Below are 17,007 nucleotides of genomic sequence, written 5' to 3' on the forward strand. Positions count from 1 at the left end.
GGCTTTACTGCATTTCTTTGGAATAGATGTTGCGGTATCGGTCGTGGTAGTAGAGCACCCGCTGTACGTACAGGCGCGTTTCGCTGAACGGGATGTCTCCGAGCGTATCTCGCTCTCCGTTCCACTGCTCGCGCGTGAGCCATGCGTTTACCTTGCCGGGACCGGCGTTATAGGCGGCAATGGTTTTGACCACGTCGCCCTGAAACCTCTGCTGCAAGTAGGACAGGTACCAGGTCCCGATGTGGATATTCATCTTGGGATCGTACAGGTAATCCTTTTGCTTTGGCTGAAAGCCCGCCTGTTCCACAATCCATTTGGCCGTGTCGGGCATGATCTGCATCAGCCCGATCGCTCCCTTTTTCGAGACGTTGTCCGGCTTGAAGCCGCTCTCCGAACGGATGATGGCCAAAATCAGGAAGGGGTCTACCTGGTAGCGACGGGACGCCTCCAGAATCTCGTTTTGATACTTGATCGGATACATCCACTTCCAGACCAAGGGGGAGTTGATCAGCAAAAAGACGCCCATCAGCACGATCAGGACGCCTGCGGCTCGCCTGCCTCGCTTCATCCCGACAGCTCCGTCTTCAATTCTGCCAGCAGGCGCTCCACCTGCCGTTCCGTCTCTTCCCGCGTCCCGGTGTTGTCGATCAGAAAATCGGCGAGCTGTTTTTTCTGCTCAATGGGCCACTGCGCCCTCAGCCGCTTGTGCGCCTGTTCCTCATCCAGCTCGTCCCGCTCCAACATCCGCGCCAACTGTACAGAGGCCGGCGCGTACACCACGACAATTTTATCCACCAGATGCTGCAACTTGCTCTCAAACAACAAGGGAATATCCATAAACACGATGTCAGCGCCGTTCCGTTCCGCTGCTTCCGCCTCTTCCCGCATCACCCGGCGGACTTCCGGGTGGACGATGGCGTTCAGCTTCTGCCGCTCCGCTTCGTCGGAAAAGACGATTTCCCCCAGCTTCTTGCGGTTGATCTGGCCGTCAGCCAGCAGGATGTCCCTGCCGAAGTGACGAACGATCGCCTCGTAGGCAGGTTTGCCTTTCTCCACAACTTCGCGGGCGATCTGGTCAGCGTCAATGACAGGAATGCCGCGCTCCCGCAGCATGGCCGTCACCGTACTTTTTCCCGTGGCGATGCCTCCTGTCAACCCTAGAATCATGCCCGTTTTCCTCCTCGTCTGATGGGCTTGCCAACTTTTTGACAGGCGGGACAGATGTGCGTCCCCCTGCCGCCGACCACGAACCGGACGATCTCCGTTCCACAGCGGGTACACGGCTGCCCTTTGCGTCCGTATACCAACAGCGACTGCTGAAACATGCCCATCTCGCCCTGGCCGTTGACGTACGACTTGATCGAACTGCCGCCCTGTGCCACCGCCTCTTTCAGCGTGGTAACGATGCTTTCGTGCAGCTTGGCCACCTGTTTGGCGGTCAGGCTGCCTGCCGGCAGTTCCGGGTGGATGCCTGCCCGAAAGAGGGATTCGTCCACATAAATATTCCCCAACCCGACAATACATTCCTGATTCAACAGCAGCGGCTTGATCTTGGTCGTCCGCCCCTTGAGCAGACGGCCCAGCACGTCCGGCGTAAAGCTGTCCTCCAGCGGTTCGACGCCCAGTTTGGCCAGCGGCCCTTCACTCGTTTCCATCCCAATCGGAAACAGATCCATCGTCCCGAACTGGCGAACATCCCGGTAGCGCAGTTCGGTGCCGTCGGTAAAATGGAAAATCACGTGCGTGTGCTTCTCCACCGGGTCCTCAGCCTGGTACAGGCCGTAGCGCCCCTCCATGCGCAGATGGGAGACGAGCACGTCCTTGTCCAGAAAAAACTGGATGAACTTGGCCCGCCGCTTGATCTCACGAATGGTCTGGCCGGCCAGCTGCGCCTTGAACGCTTCCACGTCGTCCGGGCGGCGCACAATCCGCGGCAGCGTCACGCTGACGCGTTCGATCGTCTTGCCCAACACGAGGGTGCGCAGGGTGCGGACGACCGTTTCCACCTCTGGCAGTTCCGGCATGGGTCTCCTCCTCTCGTTTCTCTCTTGATGCTGTCCCGGTTACTTCGCGTCGTACCAGGTGCGTCCGTAATGCACGTCCACTTTCAGCGGCACGTCCAACTTGAGCGCGTTTTCCATCACGTCCGGCACCAGCTTCTGCATGACGGCCAATTCCGCTTCCGGCACTTCGAAGACCAGTTCGTCGTGCACCTGCAGAAGCATCCGGCTCTTCAGGCCTTTTTCACGGATGCTCTCTTGCATCCGGATCATCGCCAGTTTGATGATGTCGGCGGCCGTTCCCTGGATCGGGGTGTTCATGGCCGTCCGCTCCGCAAACGAGCGCAAATTGAAATTGCTGCTCTTGATGTCCGGCAGGTAGCGGCGTCGGTGCAGGAGCGTGGTGACGTAGCCGTCCTGCTTCGCTTGCTTCACGATCTCTTCCATGTACCGTTTCACGCCGGAAAAGACGGCGAAGTAGCGTTCGATGAAGTCCGCTGCTTCCTTGCGCGTGATGTTCAGGTTTTGCGACAAGCCGTAGTCGCTGATCCCGTAGACGATGCCGAAGTTGACCGCCTTGGCCTGACGGCGCATCAGCGGCGTGACCTCCGCCTCGCTCACCCCAAACACGTCCATCGCCGTCCGCGTGTGAATGTCCATCCCCTTGCGGAAGGCGTCAATCAGGTTTTCATCCCCGGAGATGTGGGCGAGAACGCGCAGTTCGATCTGCGAGTAGTCGGCAGCCAGCATGTACCAACCTGCTTCGGAAGGAATGAACGCCTCGCGGATTTTCCGGCCTTCCTCCAGGCGGATGGGAATGTTTTGCAGGTTGGGCTCGGTGCTGGACAGGCGGCCGGTCGCCGTGGTGGCCTGGTTGAACCGCGTGTGAATCTTGCCCGTCTTGGCGTGAATCTCCTTGGTCAGCCCCTCGATGTACGTGGAGCGCAACTTGCCCAACTGGCGGAAGTGGAGAATTTCCCCGATGATCGGATGGTACGGCGCCAGCTTTTCCAATACGTCGGCACTGGTGGACGGGCCGGTCTTCGTCTTCTTCAGCACCGGCAGATCCAGTTTGTCGTACAGGATCTCCCCCAACTGCTTTGGCGAATTGATGTTGAACGGCGTCCCGGCCAGCTCGTGAATCTTTGCCGTCAACGTCTCCAACTGGCTGTCCAGCTCTTCGCCCATCTCCAACAGCCGCTCGCGGTTGATTTTGACTCCCTGCTTTTCCATCGCGGCCAGGACCAGACTGAGCGGCGCTTCCAGATCGGTGAGCAGTTCGTTCAGCTTGTGCTGCGCCAGCTCATCCCGCAGTTTTGGCACGCTCTGCCAGATCGCAGCCGCTTTGCGCGCCACGTGTTCGCTGAGGACGCTCGTCTCCGGCACCTGCCGCTTGGCTCCTTTGCCAAACACCTCATCGTCCGGCAGCACGCCTACCTCGGCGTACTGGGCCGCGACACCGTCGAGGGTGGGATTGCTCTCCGTCGCATTCAGCAGGTAGGAGGCCAGGTAGACGTCAAAGCCGATGCCGGCTGCCTCCATGCCGTGCCAGGACAGTCCCACCGTGTCCCGCTTGCCGTCAAACACCCATTTTTCCTTGGTGTCGTCGGCCAGCCATTCGCGAAATGCCTGCCACTCCACGGCCACGTCGTACGGCACGTAGAACGAGATGCCGTCTGCGGCCAGACCGAAGCCGAGGATCGGCGCATGGTGGTAGTTGTCTCCGTCCATCTCCACGTACAGCGCCATGGGCGACGTCAGTTTTTCGGCATAGCTGTCTGTTCTGCCGCCCTCCACTACCTCGAAGGAAAACGGCGCGCGCTCTTGTCCCGACTGGCCCCCATCTTTCGGGGCGGCCGTCTTTACTTTGGACAGCAGCGACTTGAACTCCATTTTTTTGAAAAACTCGGTGACAGCCGCCGCATCGTAGCCGGAATACACCGTCTGTTCCACGTCCAGATCGACGGGGGCGTCCCGCATGATGGTCGCCAGCGCCTTGCTCATCCTGGCCTGCTCCACGTTTTCACGCAGGTTTTCCTGCAGCTTTTTGCCGGAGATCCGGTCGATGTTCTCCAGCACCGCTTCCACCGATCCGTATTCGCGCAAAAGCTTCAGCGCAGTCTTTTCCCCCACGCCGGGCACGCCCGGGATGTTGTCCGAGGCATCGCCCATCAGCCCCTTCAGGTCGATGATCTGAAGCGGCTGCAACCCGTACTTGTCCGCGATCTCCTTGGGCGTATACAGCTCCATCTCACTTACGCCCTTGCGCGTCAACGCTACGGATACATTGTCGGAGACCAGCTGGAGCATGTCCTTGTCCCCGGTAATCACCGTCGTCTTCCAGCCCGATTCGTCCGCCCGCCGGGTGAGCGTCCCGATGATGTCATCCGCTTCGTATCCTTCCAGTTCAAAGCGCCGGATGGAAAATGCGTCCAGCAGCTCGCGAATCAGCGGAAACTGCTCCGACAGCTCCGGCGGCGTCTTGGCCCTGCCGCCCTTGTATTCGGCAAACTCGCTGTGGCGAAACACGACTTTGCCCGCGTCAAACGCGACCAGCATGTGCGTCGGCTGCATCTCTTCCAGCACCTTGAGCAGCATGGTGGTGAAGCCAAGCACCGCGTTGGTATGCAGTCCCGCCGACGTGGACAGCAGCGGGAGCGCGTAAAACGCCCGGTTGGCGATGCTGTTCCCGTCAATCAACACAAAGTGGCTCAACTCGTACGACTCCTCTCGTTCCATCACTATTCCTTCAGTTTACCACAGGGGCACACCCCTGGCAAAACAAGTCTCCATCAGCGGCAGGGCCTGCGGGTAAGCATTCCTCTGCTTGAACAAACTAGGAAAAAACAGCGGAAAGAAGGCGATCACATGCGCAAACGAACCTGGGGGGCAGCCCTGCTCGCCGCTTGTCTGTTCTCCTGCACGGCAGGGGCGCACGCCCTCGCTCCCGGTGCTACCCCGGCGAAAACGGCCGCCAAGAAAGTGGCAGTAGTCATTGACGACTTGGGAAACAACATGGCGGGCACGGACGACATTCTCAACCTGCCCGTTCCCCTGACGGTCGCGGTGATGCCGTTTTTGCCCAGCACCAAACGGGACGCGGAGCTGGCCCATCGAAAGGGACACGACGTGTTTGTCCACCTGCCGATGGAGCCGGTAAACGGAAAGCGTTCCTGGCTGGGACCCGGAGCGATCACCACTGACCTGAGCGACGAGGAGATTCGCGACCGCGTCCGCAAGGCGATTGACGATGTTCCGCACGCGATCGGTTTGAACAACCACATGGGCTCCAAGGCAACAGCCGACGAGCGCGTCATGCGGGCGGTGCTGAGCGTGTGCAAGGAACGCGGCATGATCTACCTGGACAGCAAAACGACCCATCGCAGTGTCGCAGCCAAAATTGCCAAGGAGCTGGGCGTGCCGTTTTTGGAAAACGAACTGTTTCTGGACTCCGTCTACACCGTCTCGCACATTACCCGCCAAATGGAAACGCTGTGCCAGCGCATGAAAGACCGCCCCGTCAATATCGCCATCGGCCATGTCGGGCCGCCCGGCAAGAAAACGGCCTCTGTTCTGCGCCAGTACATTCCGCGCATACAACAGGAGGCGGCGATTGTCACCGTCTCTGGGCTGTTGAACAGCGTTACGCCTTAGCCGTTTCCAACCGGCTGATCTCGTCGCTTGCGGCTGTTGGCCTCCGCTCATCGCCTTGCACCTCGCCGGTGAGCGGACGGTCTTCATCGCTTCCGGCGTTCTCCCAGGAGTTTGTTGGAGCGGCCAGGCGATCGGCAGGCCCCACGCTTTGTTCGTGGCCTCCCAATGTCTAGCGATTGTGAATGTTTCGATAGACCTGTAAAATAGAGAGCATGCGATCTCCTTAGGACAAGAAGGTGTAGGCATGAACACTCCAAACGAAAAACCCTGGATACCGCCCTATCTCGCCCTCTTTTTCGGCGTGGCGGCCGTCTCCACCTCGGCCATCTTTGTCAAGCTGTCCAGTGCGCCGGCGCCTGTAATCGCCACGTACCGGCTGGTATTTTCCGTGCTGCTGACGCTGCCGCTGCTGTTCTGGAACCGCGGTGCCATCGGCGAAATGGTGCGGATGCCGAGAAGGCAGTGGCTGCTCTGTCTCCTGTCGGGGGCCTTTTTGGCCAGCCACTTCCTGCTCTGGTTTGAATCGCTCAACTTTACGTCCGTCGCCAGCTCTACCGTGCTGGTCACGTTGCAGCCGCTGTTTGCCTTCGTCGGCGGGTATTTCTTCTTTGGCGAGCGAATCCGCCCCCTGGCCCTGACGGGAGGGTTGCTGGCCATCGCCGGCAGCTTCGTCATCGGCTGGGGAGACTTTCGCGTCGGCGGCATGGCGCTGTGGGGAGACTTTCTGGCGCTGATGGGCGCCGCCACCGTCACCGGCTACTGGCTGGTTGGCCAGTACGTGCGGCAGCACCTGTCCTCGTTTTCCTACACACTCGTCGTCTACACGATCACCAGCGTGCTGCTGGTGGCGTACGATCTGGTGCTGGGGTACCCGCTGGCCGGTTACCGGGCCGAGGACTGGGGCTGGTTTTTCTGCCTCGCCTTGTTTCCGACGCTGCTCGGCCACTCGATTTTCAACTGGGTGATCAAATGGCTAAACACCACGACGATCTCCATGGGGATTTTGGGGGAACCGGTCGGAACGGCGATTCTGGCGTACCTCATCCTGGGGGAAGGGGTTACCCTTTCGCAATGGGTCGGCGGCCTGATCATTCTCACCGGCATCTACCTGTTCATCCGCTGCAATACAGCCAAAGGAGTGGAGTCTGATGAAGCAACCGCCGCATCGTCGGAAAAGCTTGCGTGAATTCGTGAGCGGTCTTGGCATCTGGGCCAAAATCGGCTGGACCATCCTGCTCGGCTACATCGTCGGCCGGATCATCTACTGGCTCAGCAAACTGTTCTAAAGTGCGTCGAAAATCCAGCAAAAACAGCAGCCGCTCAGGCTGCTGCTTTTTGCTGCTCTTGTGCCGCCTCTTTCTTGGGCGGCTTTTTGTGCATAAAGAAAATAAACGGGATGGACAAAAAGATTGGAATGGCCGACACGAGCAGGGCGTCGGCAATCCCCCGAACGACTGCCTCCTTGGCAATCATCCCGGCCAAAACGGATGCGGCTCCTCCCTGGGCGGTCGCGGCGTCCACCCCCGCCTGCATGAACAGCCCGGTCAGACCCTGGAGCGCCTCGCTCGCCGTGGTGGACGTCACAGACACGCTGTCCGAAATCGCCGCGGCGTGAAAGGACTGGCGCGAGCTCATGATCGTCGTCAGGATGGCAATGCCAAACGAGCTCATCACCTGCCGGATCACGTTGGACAGGGAGGATGCCTTCCCGACGCTGGCGCGGGGAATGGCGTTCATCCCCGCCGTGGACAGCGTCTGCATGCACAGCCCGATGCCGATCCCGCGAATCGTCAGCACCGTATTCAACCAACCGTGCGGCGTGTCGGCGGTCAAGGTGTGCAATTCATAAGTGGTCACCCCCATGACCAGCATGCCCACCAGGCCGACGGGACCGATCCCGTACTTGTCAAACAGCTTGCCGCTGATCGGCATCATCAACGCCATGGCAATCGACTGCGGCATCAGCAGAAGCCCGGAGTCCACCGCCGACATGCCCTGAATGTTTTGCAGAAAGATCGGCATCATGAATATCCCGCCCATCATCCCCATCATGACAAAACTGGAGCTGATGACGCTTAACGTAAACACAGGGATTTTCAGCAGGCTGAAGTCTAGCAGGGGAGACTCCCTGCCCGTCTCCACCCAAACGAACAGCACCAGGCTGCTAATTGCGACAAACAGCAAACTGACGATGAAAAATGAGTCCCATCCTTCCGACTGGCCCTTGCTCAGCGCGAGCAGCAGCGTCCCGAAGCCGATGATGGAAAGAATCGCTCCCGGAAAGTCAAACTTCAACTCCGGCTTTTTCGGCGTTTCCTTCAACAGGGCGCTGCTCATCACCACGGCGAACACGCCAAACGGAACGCCCAGCAGGAACAGGAACTGCCAGTTGAGGTATTCGACAATGTACCCGCCCAGCGTTGGCCCGACCGCCGGCGCCACCATCGCGGCGATGCCAAACAGCCCCAGAGCCAGTCCCATCTTCTCCCGCGGGACAATCATGTAGATCATCGACATTCCGATCGGCATAATCATCCCGCCGCTCAAACCCTGGATGACGCGGAAGGCGATCAGGCTGGTGTCGTTCCATGCCAGCGCGCAGAGGACGGACGAAGCTGTAAATGCGATCAGTGAGAGCAAAAAGATCCGCTTGTACCCGTATTTGTCGCCCAGCAGGCCGCTCATCGGGATCATGACGGCGTTGGCCAGCATGTAACCGGTCAACACCCATTGGATCGTGTCCGTCGTGGAGCCAAACACGTTTACCAGCGTAGGCAGGGCGACGTTGATCAAACTGTTGTTCAAAATGGCGACGAAGGTGCCCATGAGAATGGCCAAAAGCGAAATCCACATCTCGCTTCCGCTGTTCCCATGGCGCTGTGCCGCTGCTTCCGCCATGATTCTCCCTCCCGTCAGTTGACGATCACTTTGCTGCCCTCGGCCAAATCGTCACCAGGATTCAGTACGAGCTGGTCGCCAGCGGCTACCCCTTTGGTCACTGCAACCCAATCGCCCTTGATTTCCCCGACAGTCACCTCTACTTGATGCACGATGTCGCGGTCCACTTTGTACACGAATTGCTTGTTCTCCTTGGTCACGACGGCCGAGGAGGGGATTTTCACTTCGCTGTCGGACGCCTGGTTTGGCAGGTACACCTCCGCCAGCATCCCTGCCCGCAGCGCGCCATCCTTGTTGTCCAAACGCACCTTGATCGGGAAAGAGCTGCTGTTGGTATCGGAGATCGGGCTGACGAACTCCACCGTACCCTTGAGCGTACGATTGTCCACTTTCACGTCAACTGCCGAACCGACTTTCACCTGGTTGATCTGCTCCTGGGGCACGCTGGCCTCTACTTTGACCTGATCCATCTGGACCAGCACCAGCAGCGGAACGCCCGGCTGGGCCATCTCGCCGGGATCGATGCTGCGGCGAGCCACGATGCCGGAGATCGGGGCGACAATCTTGGTATTTTCATAAGTGCTTTTGGCCAGTTGCAAACCGGATTGCAGACGTTTCACTTCTGCCTCCAGCGCGGCCACGGAATTGGCTGTCGGTCCCGCCTTGGCCAAATCGTATTGAGCCTTGGCCTGATCGTACCCCGTCCGCGCTTTTTCCAGCTCCAGCGTCACCTTTTCCAGATCGGCCTGGGAGATCGCGCCGGAATCGTACAACGCCTTCATCCGATTGTAGCTGCTCTCGGCTACCTCCAGCGCCGCTTTTGCCTGCTCCACGCCGCTCTCCAGACGCTGCAGCTCCTGGCTGCGCGCGCCGGCCTGGGTGTCGTGCAGACGCGCCTGGGCGCTGGCGATGGCGGCTTCCGCCTGTCTGATTTGCTCCAGGTAATCGTTCGCTTCCAACGAGACGAGCACGTCGCCCTTCTTCACGACCGAGCCTTCCTTCACGTGCACCTGCTCCACTTTCCCTGCCAGTTTGGAGACCACCTGAATTTCTTCTGCCGGTGCGATCTTTCCGCTTGCGATCGAGCCGGCCTGATTCGATTCCAGCTTCCACACTTTCACGACCGGCTGGCTTTCTTCCGGCCCGGCTGTCGTTTCACTGCAACCTGCGGCGAGCAGCGAACAGGCCGCCACAATAATCCCCACTTGTTTCCATTTCTTTGTCTTCATCACTTACATCCCCTTTACGTGCACTTTGATTTCCGCATTCAGACCAGGGGTCAGTTGGATTCCGGCGGCATTGTCAATCGCCACCTTTATCGGAATCCGCTGCGTCACTTTGGTAAAGTTGCCGCTGGTGTTAACGGACGGCAGCAGCGCAAAGGTGGAGTTGGTGGCTTGGCCGATTTCGGACAGGTGACCGGTCAGCTGTTTGCCCGGGTAAGCGTCCAGCGTGATGTCCACTTTCTGCCCCAGCTTGAGGCGGCCAAGCTCCGTCTCTTCCACATTGGCGGAAATGTACAGGTTATTCTCGTCCACCACCATGGCTACTGCCTGACCGGGAGAGACAACCTCTCCTTCCTTTGCCAGCGTCTTGATCACCGTGCCGGTAATGGGTGCCCGCAGCACCGCGTTTTCCAACAGGTTGGTCGTCAGATTGGTCGTATCCTGCTGTCCGACGATCTGATCCGCCACGACGACATCCCCCTCGTGAACCTTCAGCGACGTCAGCTTGCCGGAAATCCGCGGCATCACGCGGTAAATGTCACCGGCGACGCGGGCGTCCTGTGTGGTGACGTAGTGGCTCCCCTGATACCAGTAGTAGTAACCGATGCCGCCCCCTCCTGCTACCATCAGGAGCAGGATGATGTACAAGACAAGTTTTCGCTTCATGGTTTCTCCTCAACTTTCTCTTTCCAGTTTTTCGATCAGCGTCTCGAGTACATGGACGATTTGATCCATCTCCTCATCGGAAATGTCTTTGAACAACTTGTTGAAATACTCTTCGGAAAAGATCGGGATCTGATCGACCTTTTCCTTCACCTTGCCCGTGCCGCGAATCCAGACTACCCGCCGGTCCTTTTTGTCGCGGACGCGTTCAACCATTTGTTCCCGCTCCAGCCGGTCGATAATGCCCGAGACCGTGCTGTAGGACAGGTCGACCGCCTTGCTGATCTGACCGATCGTCTTGGGCTCGCATTGGATTTGCTTGAGCACCATCAATTGCGGCACAGTCAATCCGAATTTCGCCAATTCTTTGGTCGCGATAGTAGTCAGCGTTTTGTTAAGCCGCTTTAACAGATCTCTCACCAAGATCGGCTTGCTCATCATGTGCCTCCTTTCGTTCAGAATTATTTCGTACCCGAAATTTTAAACACGAAATATATATTACGCCTTTTTCAAATCCTTGACAATACGTTTTTCGTGCGCACAGCACATCCGACAAGCCGCCTCGGGCGCAGCGGCCCAAACAAAAACAGCACCTCGCAACGGGTGCTGTCCGGACTGAAGCCAATCGTTGAAGTTCCGCGAGGAAACGCTCCTCCATCGTTTCCAGGCCGGAAGGCCTGCACATTGATCAACCGAAGGTGAGAAAAAGGACATGGCATGGAGTGATGGGCCAAGCGAGCTCCTTTGACGACCTGCCCAGCGGAAAAACGAAAGACGTGGGGGATACAGGGGGCACAAGTCTCACTTCCTCGAACTACCCAGATGTTTGCCCCCTGCCCGCGTCGCGTTTTGAAGCGGACGCTGCCAACTTCTCTGCTGGTCGTCAAGAGAGCGAGCGGGCCCGATCACCCATGCGCCACGGACTTTGTCTACACGCTGACAGCACCTCGCAACGGGTGCTGTCTAGTCCGGAAGCTGCGGATCTGCCGGCGTTTCTTCCGGCATGTGATTGCGCACACTGGGCACATGCCTGGGTTCGTATTCGATTTCCGGGAATGAATGGATGGTAACCGTGATCTGTCCGTTTCCGGAATAGGCGCGAATCAGGATGGGATACGCGTACTTGTTCTGAAACACAAAATCAGGCCCGTTCCAGCTCACTGTGGCGTCCCGCCCGGGCGGGACGTACGCGACGTGGCGGCTGTGGGAGTATCGCTGCAAAATGTGCATGCCGGCGCGATCGACAGCGTTGTACAGGGTAGACGATACCTGACAGATACCCCCGCCGATCCCCTCGGACAGTTCTCCCCTGACAATAATTGGCGCTTCCAGATACCCCTTTTGCCGAGTGCGTGGGCCAACCACCTTGTTAAAGGAAAAGATTTCTCCGGGCAGGACGACGTAATTGTTGATCGCCTTGGCAGCCAGCATGATGTTATGAGAACGGTTTTTGTTTCGGGGATTGTAATAGGTGGAGTAGCCTCCGATGAACTTTTGCCGCACCTGGTTCAGCAGTTCGCGGTCCACCTTGGGCATCACCTCGCGGATGGCGGGCGTGATGCTTTTCGAACCGCTTCCGTAAAAGTAGTCGTAGACCTGTTCGGTAAACGCTTTTTCATGCAGCGCCCGTCCCCGCTTCTCGGGAACGATCCTGCCTGCTCCGTCAATCGTGGCGTTCACCGGTGCCTGGTACACCTGTTCCGCCACGCTTTTGATAACCCTCTCCAGCTTTGCTTCGTCCACCAGGGGAACTCCTGAAAACGGCAGCGTATAGTCGGCGCGGTCGAGTATGGCAATCGTCTCTTCTCCCCATTCGACCCGCAAAAAATCAGTCGCATCCAGCGGATTGGCCATCAAGAGCAGTGCCAACACAACAGGGAAACCCATCCGGACTGCTCACCTCCTCCGCATAGTATGAGCAGCCGAACGGGTTTCATGCGCACGGGCGGCAGCCGAACGTCAGGCCAGCCGCGCGGTCAGTTCACGCACAATGGACTGATGAACAGCCTCCACTTTATCACGGTCGGCCCCCTGTCCGTAGATGTCAGCCAGGCGATGGCGGCATATCTGCGCTTCGGCCAGGCTGGCGGTTCCCTTTTTCATCGCGGCGGCGTAGCGCCCCCTGATCTCGGCAAGTTGGTCGGCAAACACCTCGTCAGTGCCCGGCTCGATGGCCCGGGCGTACATGTCGATCACTTCGTCACTGCTTCGGTCGGGGAAGTACTCATGCGGCGCCGTGCTGTCAAAAATGGCGATGCTTTTTTCGGGCAGGATCACCATGTCCAGGCTGTTCGGGTCCAGTCCGCAGTGGTACACTTCGGCGTCGAAACCGCGCCGCTTTGCTTCCGCCACCAGTTTGTTCAGCATCGTCGACTTGCCGGAACCGGGTCGCCCTTTGATAAAGTAGCGTTTGCCGATGTCGGCGGTCAGATTGGCGATGTGATCAACCGGTCCGGACGGTGTGGCTGCGCCCAGATACATGTGCCGGATGCGGGCGTTCTTTGGCAGGGTTTCCTCTCCAAAAAACAGCTCCGTCACTTCTTCTGCGACGCGGTTGGCTTTTTCCCGATTCAGGCGAGAGATGTAGATTTCCTCCCACTCGTCGTGGATGGCAAGCGCCTGGGCAAAGGCTTCGTACGCTTCCTGCGTCTTTTGGTACAGCGCTTCGAACCAGGTCGCAATCAGATTCCTGCGGGGAGCCAGGCGATTTGTGTCAATCACAGCCTGCAAGTTGACATAGGACTCAATCAGCCCCGGCGCCCTCGGCTGAAGCACACGCGGATAGCTCCCATCCACCACGGCGGCCCGCAGATCAGAAAAAATCACTCCGTCAAAGGCGCCGTTGACAAACGGGGAATGAATCCACTCCACGCTGCCGGCGCGGGGGGCAAGTTCGTCACCAATCTGTTTGATCAATGTTGAAGCCAGGCCTTCCACTCCGCCAGTCAGGACAAACAGGCAGTCCATCTCCGCCAGGACGGAATCAAAAAAACAACGGTATCCTCTGGCCGTATTGCCGCCCGCGAATATATGTCGCTCCTTTGTATTCATTGACAACCCCTCCTGGATGTTGTGTGTCATGTCGGATCGGTTTATCCTATGCGATCATGAACCGATAGGCTTCTGCCCACGGCAAGAAAATGTGCGCCTTGCAGCCGTAAAAAAACCGGACAGCCCGCGGACTGCCCGGTATGATGGGCGTTACTTGTTCAGATCGGTCATCTTGCCGGTGTTGAGGTAAAAGATCCACTCGCAGATGTTGGTGACGTGGTCGGCGATCCGCTCCAGGTACTGGGCCACAAACAGCAGGTGAGTGCCCTGGTTGATGGACTGCTTGTTGCTGCTCATCACGTCGATCAGATCGCGGAAAATCGTCGAAAACAGCTTGTCGACGGCGTCGTCGCGAAGGGCAACTTCTCTGGCCGCTTCCTTGTCGCGGGTGATGTAGGCGTTCAGGCAGTCTCGCACCATGGCCTTGACGTGGTCTGCCATCAGCGGAATGTCGATCAGCGGCTTGACGTACGGCTCCACCATCAGCCGGCGCGTCGTCCTGGCGATGGCAACAGCGTGGTCGCCCATCCGCTCCAAATCGGTCACCAGCTTCAGCATCGTGCCCAAACGGCGCAGGTCGCTGCCCACCGGCTGCTGCAGCGCGATCAGGCGAAAGCAGCCGATTTCGATCTGATGCTCCAGTTCGTTGATCATCGTGTCATGCTCAATAACCTGTTGGGCCAAATCCGCGTCCCGTTCGACCAGACTTTTGATCGCCTTGTGGATGGCTTCCTCCACCAGCGTGCCCATGGACATCAGGCTGCGGTGCAGGACATCCAGTTGTTCCTCAAATGCGTGCCGTGCCATACCTTCCCCTCCATTCTGTACACCCAATGCTACAAGGGGATTGTATACAGGGAGTGAAGAGATTGTTAGCGTAGTGTAAAGTTGTAAAATATCAGCAAACAGCATGGCGGCCAAAAGAAAAAGCGAGAGCCCTTCGACTCTCGCGTTACGTTGATCCTTCTGACGGCAGCGTCACCGTAAACGTGGTTCCCTTTCCTTCCACGCTTTCCACGCTGATCTGGCCATGCAGGTTTTCCACCAGGTGCTTGACGATGGCAAGCCCCAGGCCGGTGCCGCCGGAATCCCGGCTGCGCGCCTTGTCCACGCGATAAAACCGTTCAAAGATGCGCGGGATGTCCTGCTCCGGGATGCCGATGCCGGTGTCCTCCACCTGAATCTGCACCTGCGCCCCCAGCTGTTTGACGCGCAGCGTGATAGAGCCGCCTTCCGGAGTATAGGCCAAGGCGTTGGACATGAGGTTGAGCACGATCTGCTGCAGGCAGTCCTTGTCCGTCGTCAGCCAGACCGCCGGCTCCGGGTCCGGCAGGGTGAGCGACAACCGCTTGCGGTTCACCTGCTCCTGCACGATTGCGGCCGTCGAGGCGATCAGCTCCTGCACATGGACCGGGGTCATCTGCAGTTGGATGCGCTTCTGCTCGATCTTGGAGAGGTCGAGAACATCGCGGATCATGCGGTACAGCCGCTCACTTTCGTCGTAGATGATTTGCAGGAAATTGCGGCAGGTTTCCTTATCCTGCATCGCGCCATCCAGGAGCGTCTCGGTAAACCCCTTGATGGACGTGATCGGCGTCCTGAGCTCGTGCGAGACATTGGCGACAAATTCACTGCGCATCTTCTCCAGGCGGCGAATCTCGGTGATGTCGTGCAGGACGACAACCACACCTTTTGCCTCTCCCTTGAAGTTGATGTACGGCGCAAAGCTCACGTCCAGGATGCGTTCCTGCGGGTAGTAGATGTGCACCTCCTGGCGGAACTTTTCCCCCGTGTCCAGGCAGCGGTCGATGTACTGGCTAAGCCCAAAACTTTTGCTCGCCTCAATGTGCAGCCGGCCGACGAGATCGTGTCCGGACGTGCCGAGCAGCTTCTCAACGGCCGGATTGACCAGCATGATCCGCCGCTCTTCGGAGATGAAGATCACCCCGCTGGTCATGTTGGTAAGCACGCCGGTGAGGCGTTGCTGATTTTCGGAGATTTCGTACATCTGCTGTTCCAGGCTGGAGGCCATGAAGTTGATGGCACCCGCCAATTGGCCGATCTCGTCATTGGACTTGATCCGCACCCGGCTTTCGTAGTGGCGCTGGGTAATATTGCGGGCCACCCGGGTAATTTCCTCAATCGGGCGAATGATGCTGTAGGAGATGCGCGAGACGACAATCGCCCCGACTACCAGCGTCACCAGTAGTCCCGTAAGCAGGCTGTACCACATGTTGTGGACGGTGTCGGTGATGTCTTTCATCGACATGGAGGAACGGACGGCCCCGATGGTCTTGTCTCCCTCTTTGACAGGCACGGCCACGTACATCATGTCGTAGCCCATCGTTTCGCTGTAGCGGCGGGAAATGCCAATGTCCCCGTTCAGCGCCGCGACATATTCCGGCCGGTCGGCGTGATTTTCCATCTCCTCCTTATGTGTGCTGTTGTCATAGAGCACCCTCCCCGTCCGGTCGATAATCGTAAGGCGCACCTCTTCCGGGGCTACCTGGCTCACACGGTCAGCCAGCATCTTCACGTCGGAAAAGACCTCGGGAGAGCGAACTACCTGGGCCACCAGTTTGGACTCCCGGGAAAGCAGTTCATGCAGCGTCTGCAGGTAGGATTGCTCCAACACCTTCGCAAAATAGGTTCCCATCAGCACAAGGACCAGCGAGATGAGTCCGAGAATGGTCATGGTCAGTTTGATGCGAAAGCGCGTCAAGGAAATGGCCTCCCGTCATCCTTCCAGTTTGTAACCCAACCCGCGCACCGTTTTGATGTAGCGGGGATTTTTCGTGTCGTCCTCCAACTTCTCGCGCAGATGGCTGACATGGACGTCGACAATGCGCGAGTCCCCGATGAAATCGTAGTTCCAGACCGCGTTCAGCAGTTGATCGCGGGTCAGCACGCGGCCGGGATGGCTGGCCAGGTAGTGGAGCAGTTCAAACTCCTTGGGCGTCAACTCCACCTTGTCGTCCCGCCGGTACACCTCGAATTTTTCCGGATAGATGCGGATCTCGCCAAACTGCAGCATCACTTCGTCCAGCGCCGCCGCCGATTCGTTCCCCGTCTGGACGCGTCGCATGATCGCCTTGACGCGGGCGATCACTTCCCGCGGGCTGAACGGCTTGGTCAGGTAATCGTCCGCTCCCAGTTCCAGGCCGAGAATTTTGTCCAGTTCGTCGTCCTTGGCGGTCAGCATCAGAATCGGCGTGTTGTTCCGCTCCTGCCTAAGCGTCTTGCACACATCCATGCCGTCCATTTTCGGCAGCATCAAGTCCAGTATGATAAAATCGGGCTGTTCACTTCTGATCACGTCCAACGCCTGTTTGCCGTCGTACGCGGTCACTACCTGAAACCCCGCTTTTTCCAGATTAAACTGCAGCAGCTTCACAATCGACACTTCGTCGTCTACAACCAAAATTTTGGTCACAAGCCAGTACCCCCCAGGTTTTTGCGTCCTTCTCTCGCTAGCTAGCTTTACCAAAACAACGAAAAAACTCAATTTTAGTCTG

16 protein-coding genes are annotated in these 17,007 nt (G+C 58.2%); 2 read left to right on the forward strand and 14 right to left on the reverse strand.

The window, feature by feature from the left end:
* Positions 1-4: 4 nt before the first annotated feature.
* The 4 genes from KDN35_RS04895 to polA are packed head-to-tail and all read right to left on the reverse strand — an operon-like array spanning position 5 to position 4,715.
* A complete protein-coding gene (locus tag KDN35_RS04895) occupies positions 5-568 on the reverse strand; it encodes a lytic transglycosylase domain-containing protein (protein WP_212132262.1) in 564 nt (187 codons plus the stop codon).
* On the reverse strand, positions 565-1,167 hold the full coding sequence (coaE, locus tag KDN35_RS04900) for a dephospho-CoA kinase (protein WP_171565720.1): 603 nt from the start codon (positions 1,165-1,167) through the stop codon (positions 565-567). Before coaE ends, KDN35_RS04895 begins: the two co-directional genes overlap by 4 nt.
* Entirely contained in the window at positions 1,164-2,024 is an 861-nt protein-coding gene (gene mutM, locus KDN35_RS04905) for a DNA-formamidopyrimidine glycosylase (protein WP_171565721.1), read from the reverse strand. Before mutM ends, coaE begins: the two co-directional genes overlap by 4 nt.
* Positions 2,025-2,063: 39 nt before the next feature.
* A complete protein-coding gene (gene polA, locus KDN35_RS04910; protein WP_212132331.1) occupies positions 2,064-4,715 on the reverse strand; it encodes a DNA polymerase I in 2,652 nt (883 codons plus the stop codon).
* A gap of 153 nt (positions 4,716-4,868) precedes the next feature.
* Between polA and KDN35_RS04915 the strand changes: the two genes are divergently transcribed.
* Entirely contained in the window at positions 4,869-5,654 is a 786-nt protein-coding gene (locus KDN35_RS04915) for a divergent polysaccharide deacetylase family protein (protein ID WP_212132264.1), read from the forward strand.
* Here KDN35_RS04915 and KDN35_RS04920 read toward each other — a convergent pair.
* Entirely contained in the window at positions 5,644-5,799 is a 156-nt protein-coding gene (locus KDN35_RS04920; protein WP_171565723.1) for a hypothetical protein, read from the reverse strand. The genes KDN35_RS04915 and KDN35_RS04920 overlap by 11 nt on opposite strands.
* A 99-nt stretch (positions 5,800-5,898) precedes the next feature.
* Between KDN35_RS04920 and KDN35_RS04925 the strand changes: the two genes are divergently transcribed.
* A complete protein-coding gene (locus tag KDN35_RS04925) occupies positions 5,899-6,840 on the forward strand; it encodes a DMT family transporter (protein ID WP_171565724.1) in 942 nt (313 codons plus the stop codon).
* Positions 6,841-6,974: 134 nt separating this feature from the next.
* Here the strand turns inward: KDN35_RS04925 and KDN35_RS04930 are convergent, their stop codons facing one another.
* The 9 genes from KDN35_RS04930 to KDN35_RS04970 form a co-directional block, all read right to left on the reverse strand.
* Positions 6,975-8,552, reverse strand: a complete 1,578-nt coding sequence (locus tag KDN35_RS04930) for a DHA2 family efflux MFS transporter permease subunit (RefSeq protein ID WP_212132266.1) — start codon at positions 8,550-8,552, stop codon at positions 6,975-6,977.
* A 14-nt stretch (positions 8,553-8,566) separates the two neighbouring features.
* Positions 8,567-9,784 (reverse strand): efflux RND transporter periplasmic adaptor subunit, encoded by a 1,218-nt coding sequence (locus KDN35_RS04935; protein WP_212132268.1) that lies wholly within the window; start codon positions 9,782-9,784, stop codon positions 8,567-8,569.
* On the reverse strand, positions 9,785-10,444 hold the full coding sequence (locus KDN35_RS04940; RefSeq protein ID WP_171565727.1) for an HlyD family secretion protein: 660 nt from the start codon (positions 10,442-10,444) through the stop codon (positions 9,785-9,787).
* 9 nt (positions 10,445-10,453) lie between these two features.
* The gene (locus KDN35_RS04945) at positions 10,454-10,879 is read right to left on the reverse strand and encodes a MarR family winged helix-turn-helix transcriptional regulator (RefSeq protein WP_212132270.1); all 426 of its coding nucleotides are present in this window, start codon (positions 10,877-10,879) and stop codon (positions 10,454-10,456) included.
* Between the two features lie 525 nt (positions 10,880-11,404).
* On the reverse strand, positions 11,405-12,328 hold the full coding sequence (locus KDN35_RS04950; protein WP_171565729.1) for a VanW family protein: 924 nt from the start codon (positions 12,326-12,328) through the stop codon (positions 11,405-11,407).
* A 72-nt stretch (positions 12,329-12,400) separates the two neighbouring features.
* Positions 12,401-13,492 (reverse strand): PRK06851 family protein, encoded by a 1,092-nt coding sequence (locus KDN35_RS04955; protein WP_212132272.1) that lies wholly within the window; start codon positions 13,490-13,492, stop codon positions 12,401-12,403.
* Between the two features lie 150 nt (positions 13,493-13,642).
* Positions 13,643-14,299, reverse strand: coding sequence for a phosphate signaling complex protein PhoU (gene phoU, locus KDN35_RS04960; RefSeq protein ID WP_212132274.1), 657 nt, complete (start codon positions 14,297-14,299; stop codon positions 13,643-13,645).
* 145 nt (positions 14,300-14,444) lie between these two features.
* Entirely contained in the window at positions 14,445-16,214 is a 1,770-nt protein-coding gene (gene pnpS / locus KDN35_RS04965; RefSeq protein WP_171565731.1) for a two-component system histidine kinase PnpS, read from the reverse strand.
* A 15-nt stretch (positions 16,215-16,229) separates the two neighbouring features.
* Positions 16,230-16,925: a response regulator transcription factor gene (locus KDN35_RS04970; RefSeq protein ID WP_171565732.1), complete on the reverse strand. Its 696-nt coding sequence runs from the start codon at positions 16,923-16,925 to the stop codon at positions 16,230-16,232.
* Between the last annotated feature and the right edge of the window lie 82 nt (positions 16,926-17,007).

It is taken from the genome of Brevibacillus sp. NL20B1 (assembly GCF_018195675.1).
Taxonomy (GTDB): domain Bacteria; phylum Bacillota; class Bacilli; order Brevibacillales; family Brevibacillaceae; genus Brevibacillus; species Brevibacillus aydinogluensis.

Excerpts from the sequence above, each read along its gene's own strand:
- KDN35_RS04895 (WP_212132262.1), bottom strand. The coding sequence starts at position 568 with ATGAAGCGAGGCAGGCGAGCCGCAGGCGTCCTGATCGTGCTGATGGGC.
- coaE (WP_171565720.1), bottom strand. The coding sequence starts at position 1,167 with ATGATTCTAGGGTTGACAGGAGGCATCGCCACGGGAAAAAGTACGGTG.
- mutM (WP_171565721.1), bottom strand. The coding sequence starts at position 2,024 with ATGCCGGAACTGCCAGAGGTGGAAACGGTCGTCCGCACCCTGCGCACC.
- KDN35_RS04915 (WP_212132264.1), top strand. The coding sequence starts at position 4,869 with ATGCGCAAACGAACCTGGGGGGCAGCCCTGCTCGCCGCTTGTCTGTTC.
- KDN35_RS04925 (WP_171565724.1), top strand. The coding sequence starts at position 5,899 with ATGAACACTCCAAACGAAAAACCCTGGATACCGCCCTATCTCGCCCTC.
- KDN35_RS04930 (WP_212132266.1), bottom strand. The coding sequence starts at position 8,552 with ATGGCGGAAGCAGCGGCACAGCGCCATGGGAACAGCGGAAGCGAGATG.
- KDN35_RS04940 (WP_171565727.1), bottom strand. The coding sequence starts at position 10,444 with ATGAAGCGAAAACTTGTCTTGTACATCATCCTGCTCCTGATGGTAGCA.
- KDN35_RS04945 (WP_212132270.1), bottom strand. The coding sequence starts at position 10,879 with ATGAGCAAGCCGATCTTGGTGAGAGATCTGTTAAAGCGGCTTAACAAA.
- KDN35_RS04950 (WP_171565729.1), bottom strand. The coding sequence starts at position 12,328 with ATGGGTTTCCCTGTTGTGTTGGCACTGCTCTTGATGGCCAATCCGCTG.
- KDN35_RS04955 (WP_212132272.1), bottom strand. The coding sequence starts at position 13,492 with ATGAATACAAAGGAGCGACATATATTCGCGGGCGGCAATACGGCCAGA.
- phoU (WP_212132274.1), bottom strand. The coding sequence starts at position 14,299 with ATGGCACGGCACGCATTTGAGGAACAACTGGATGTCCTGCACCGCAGC.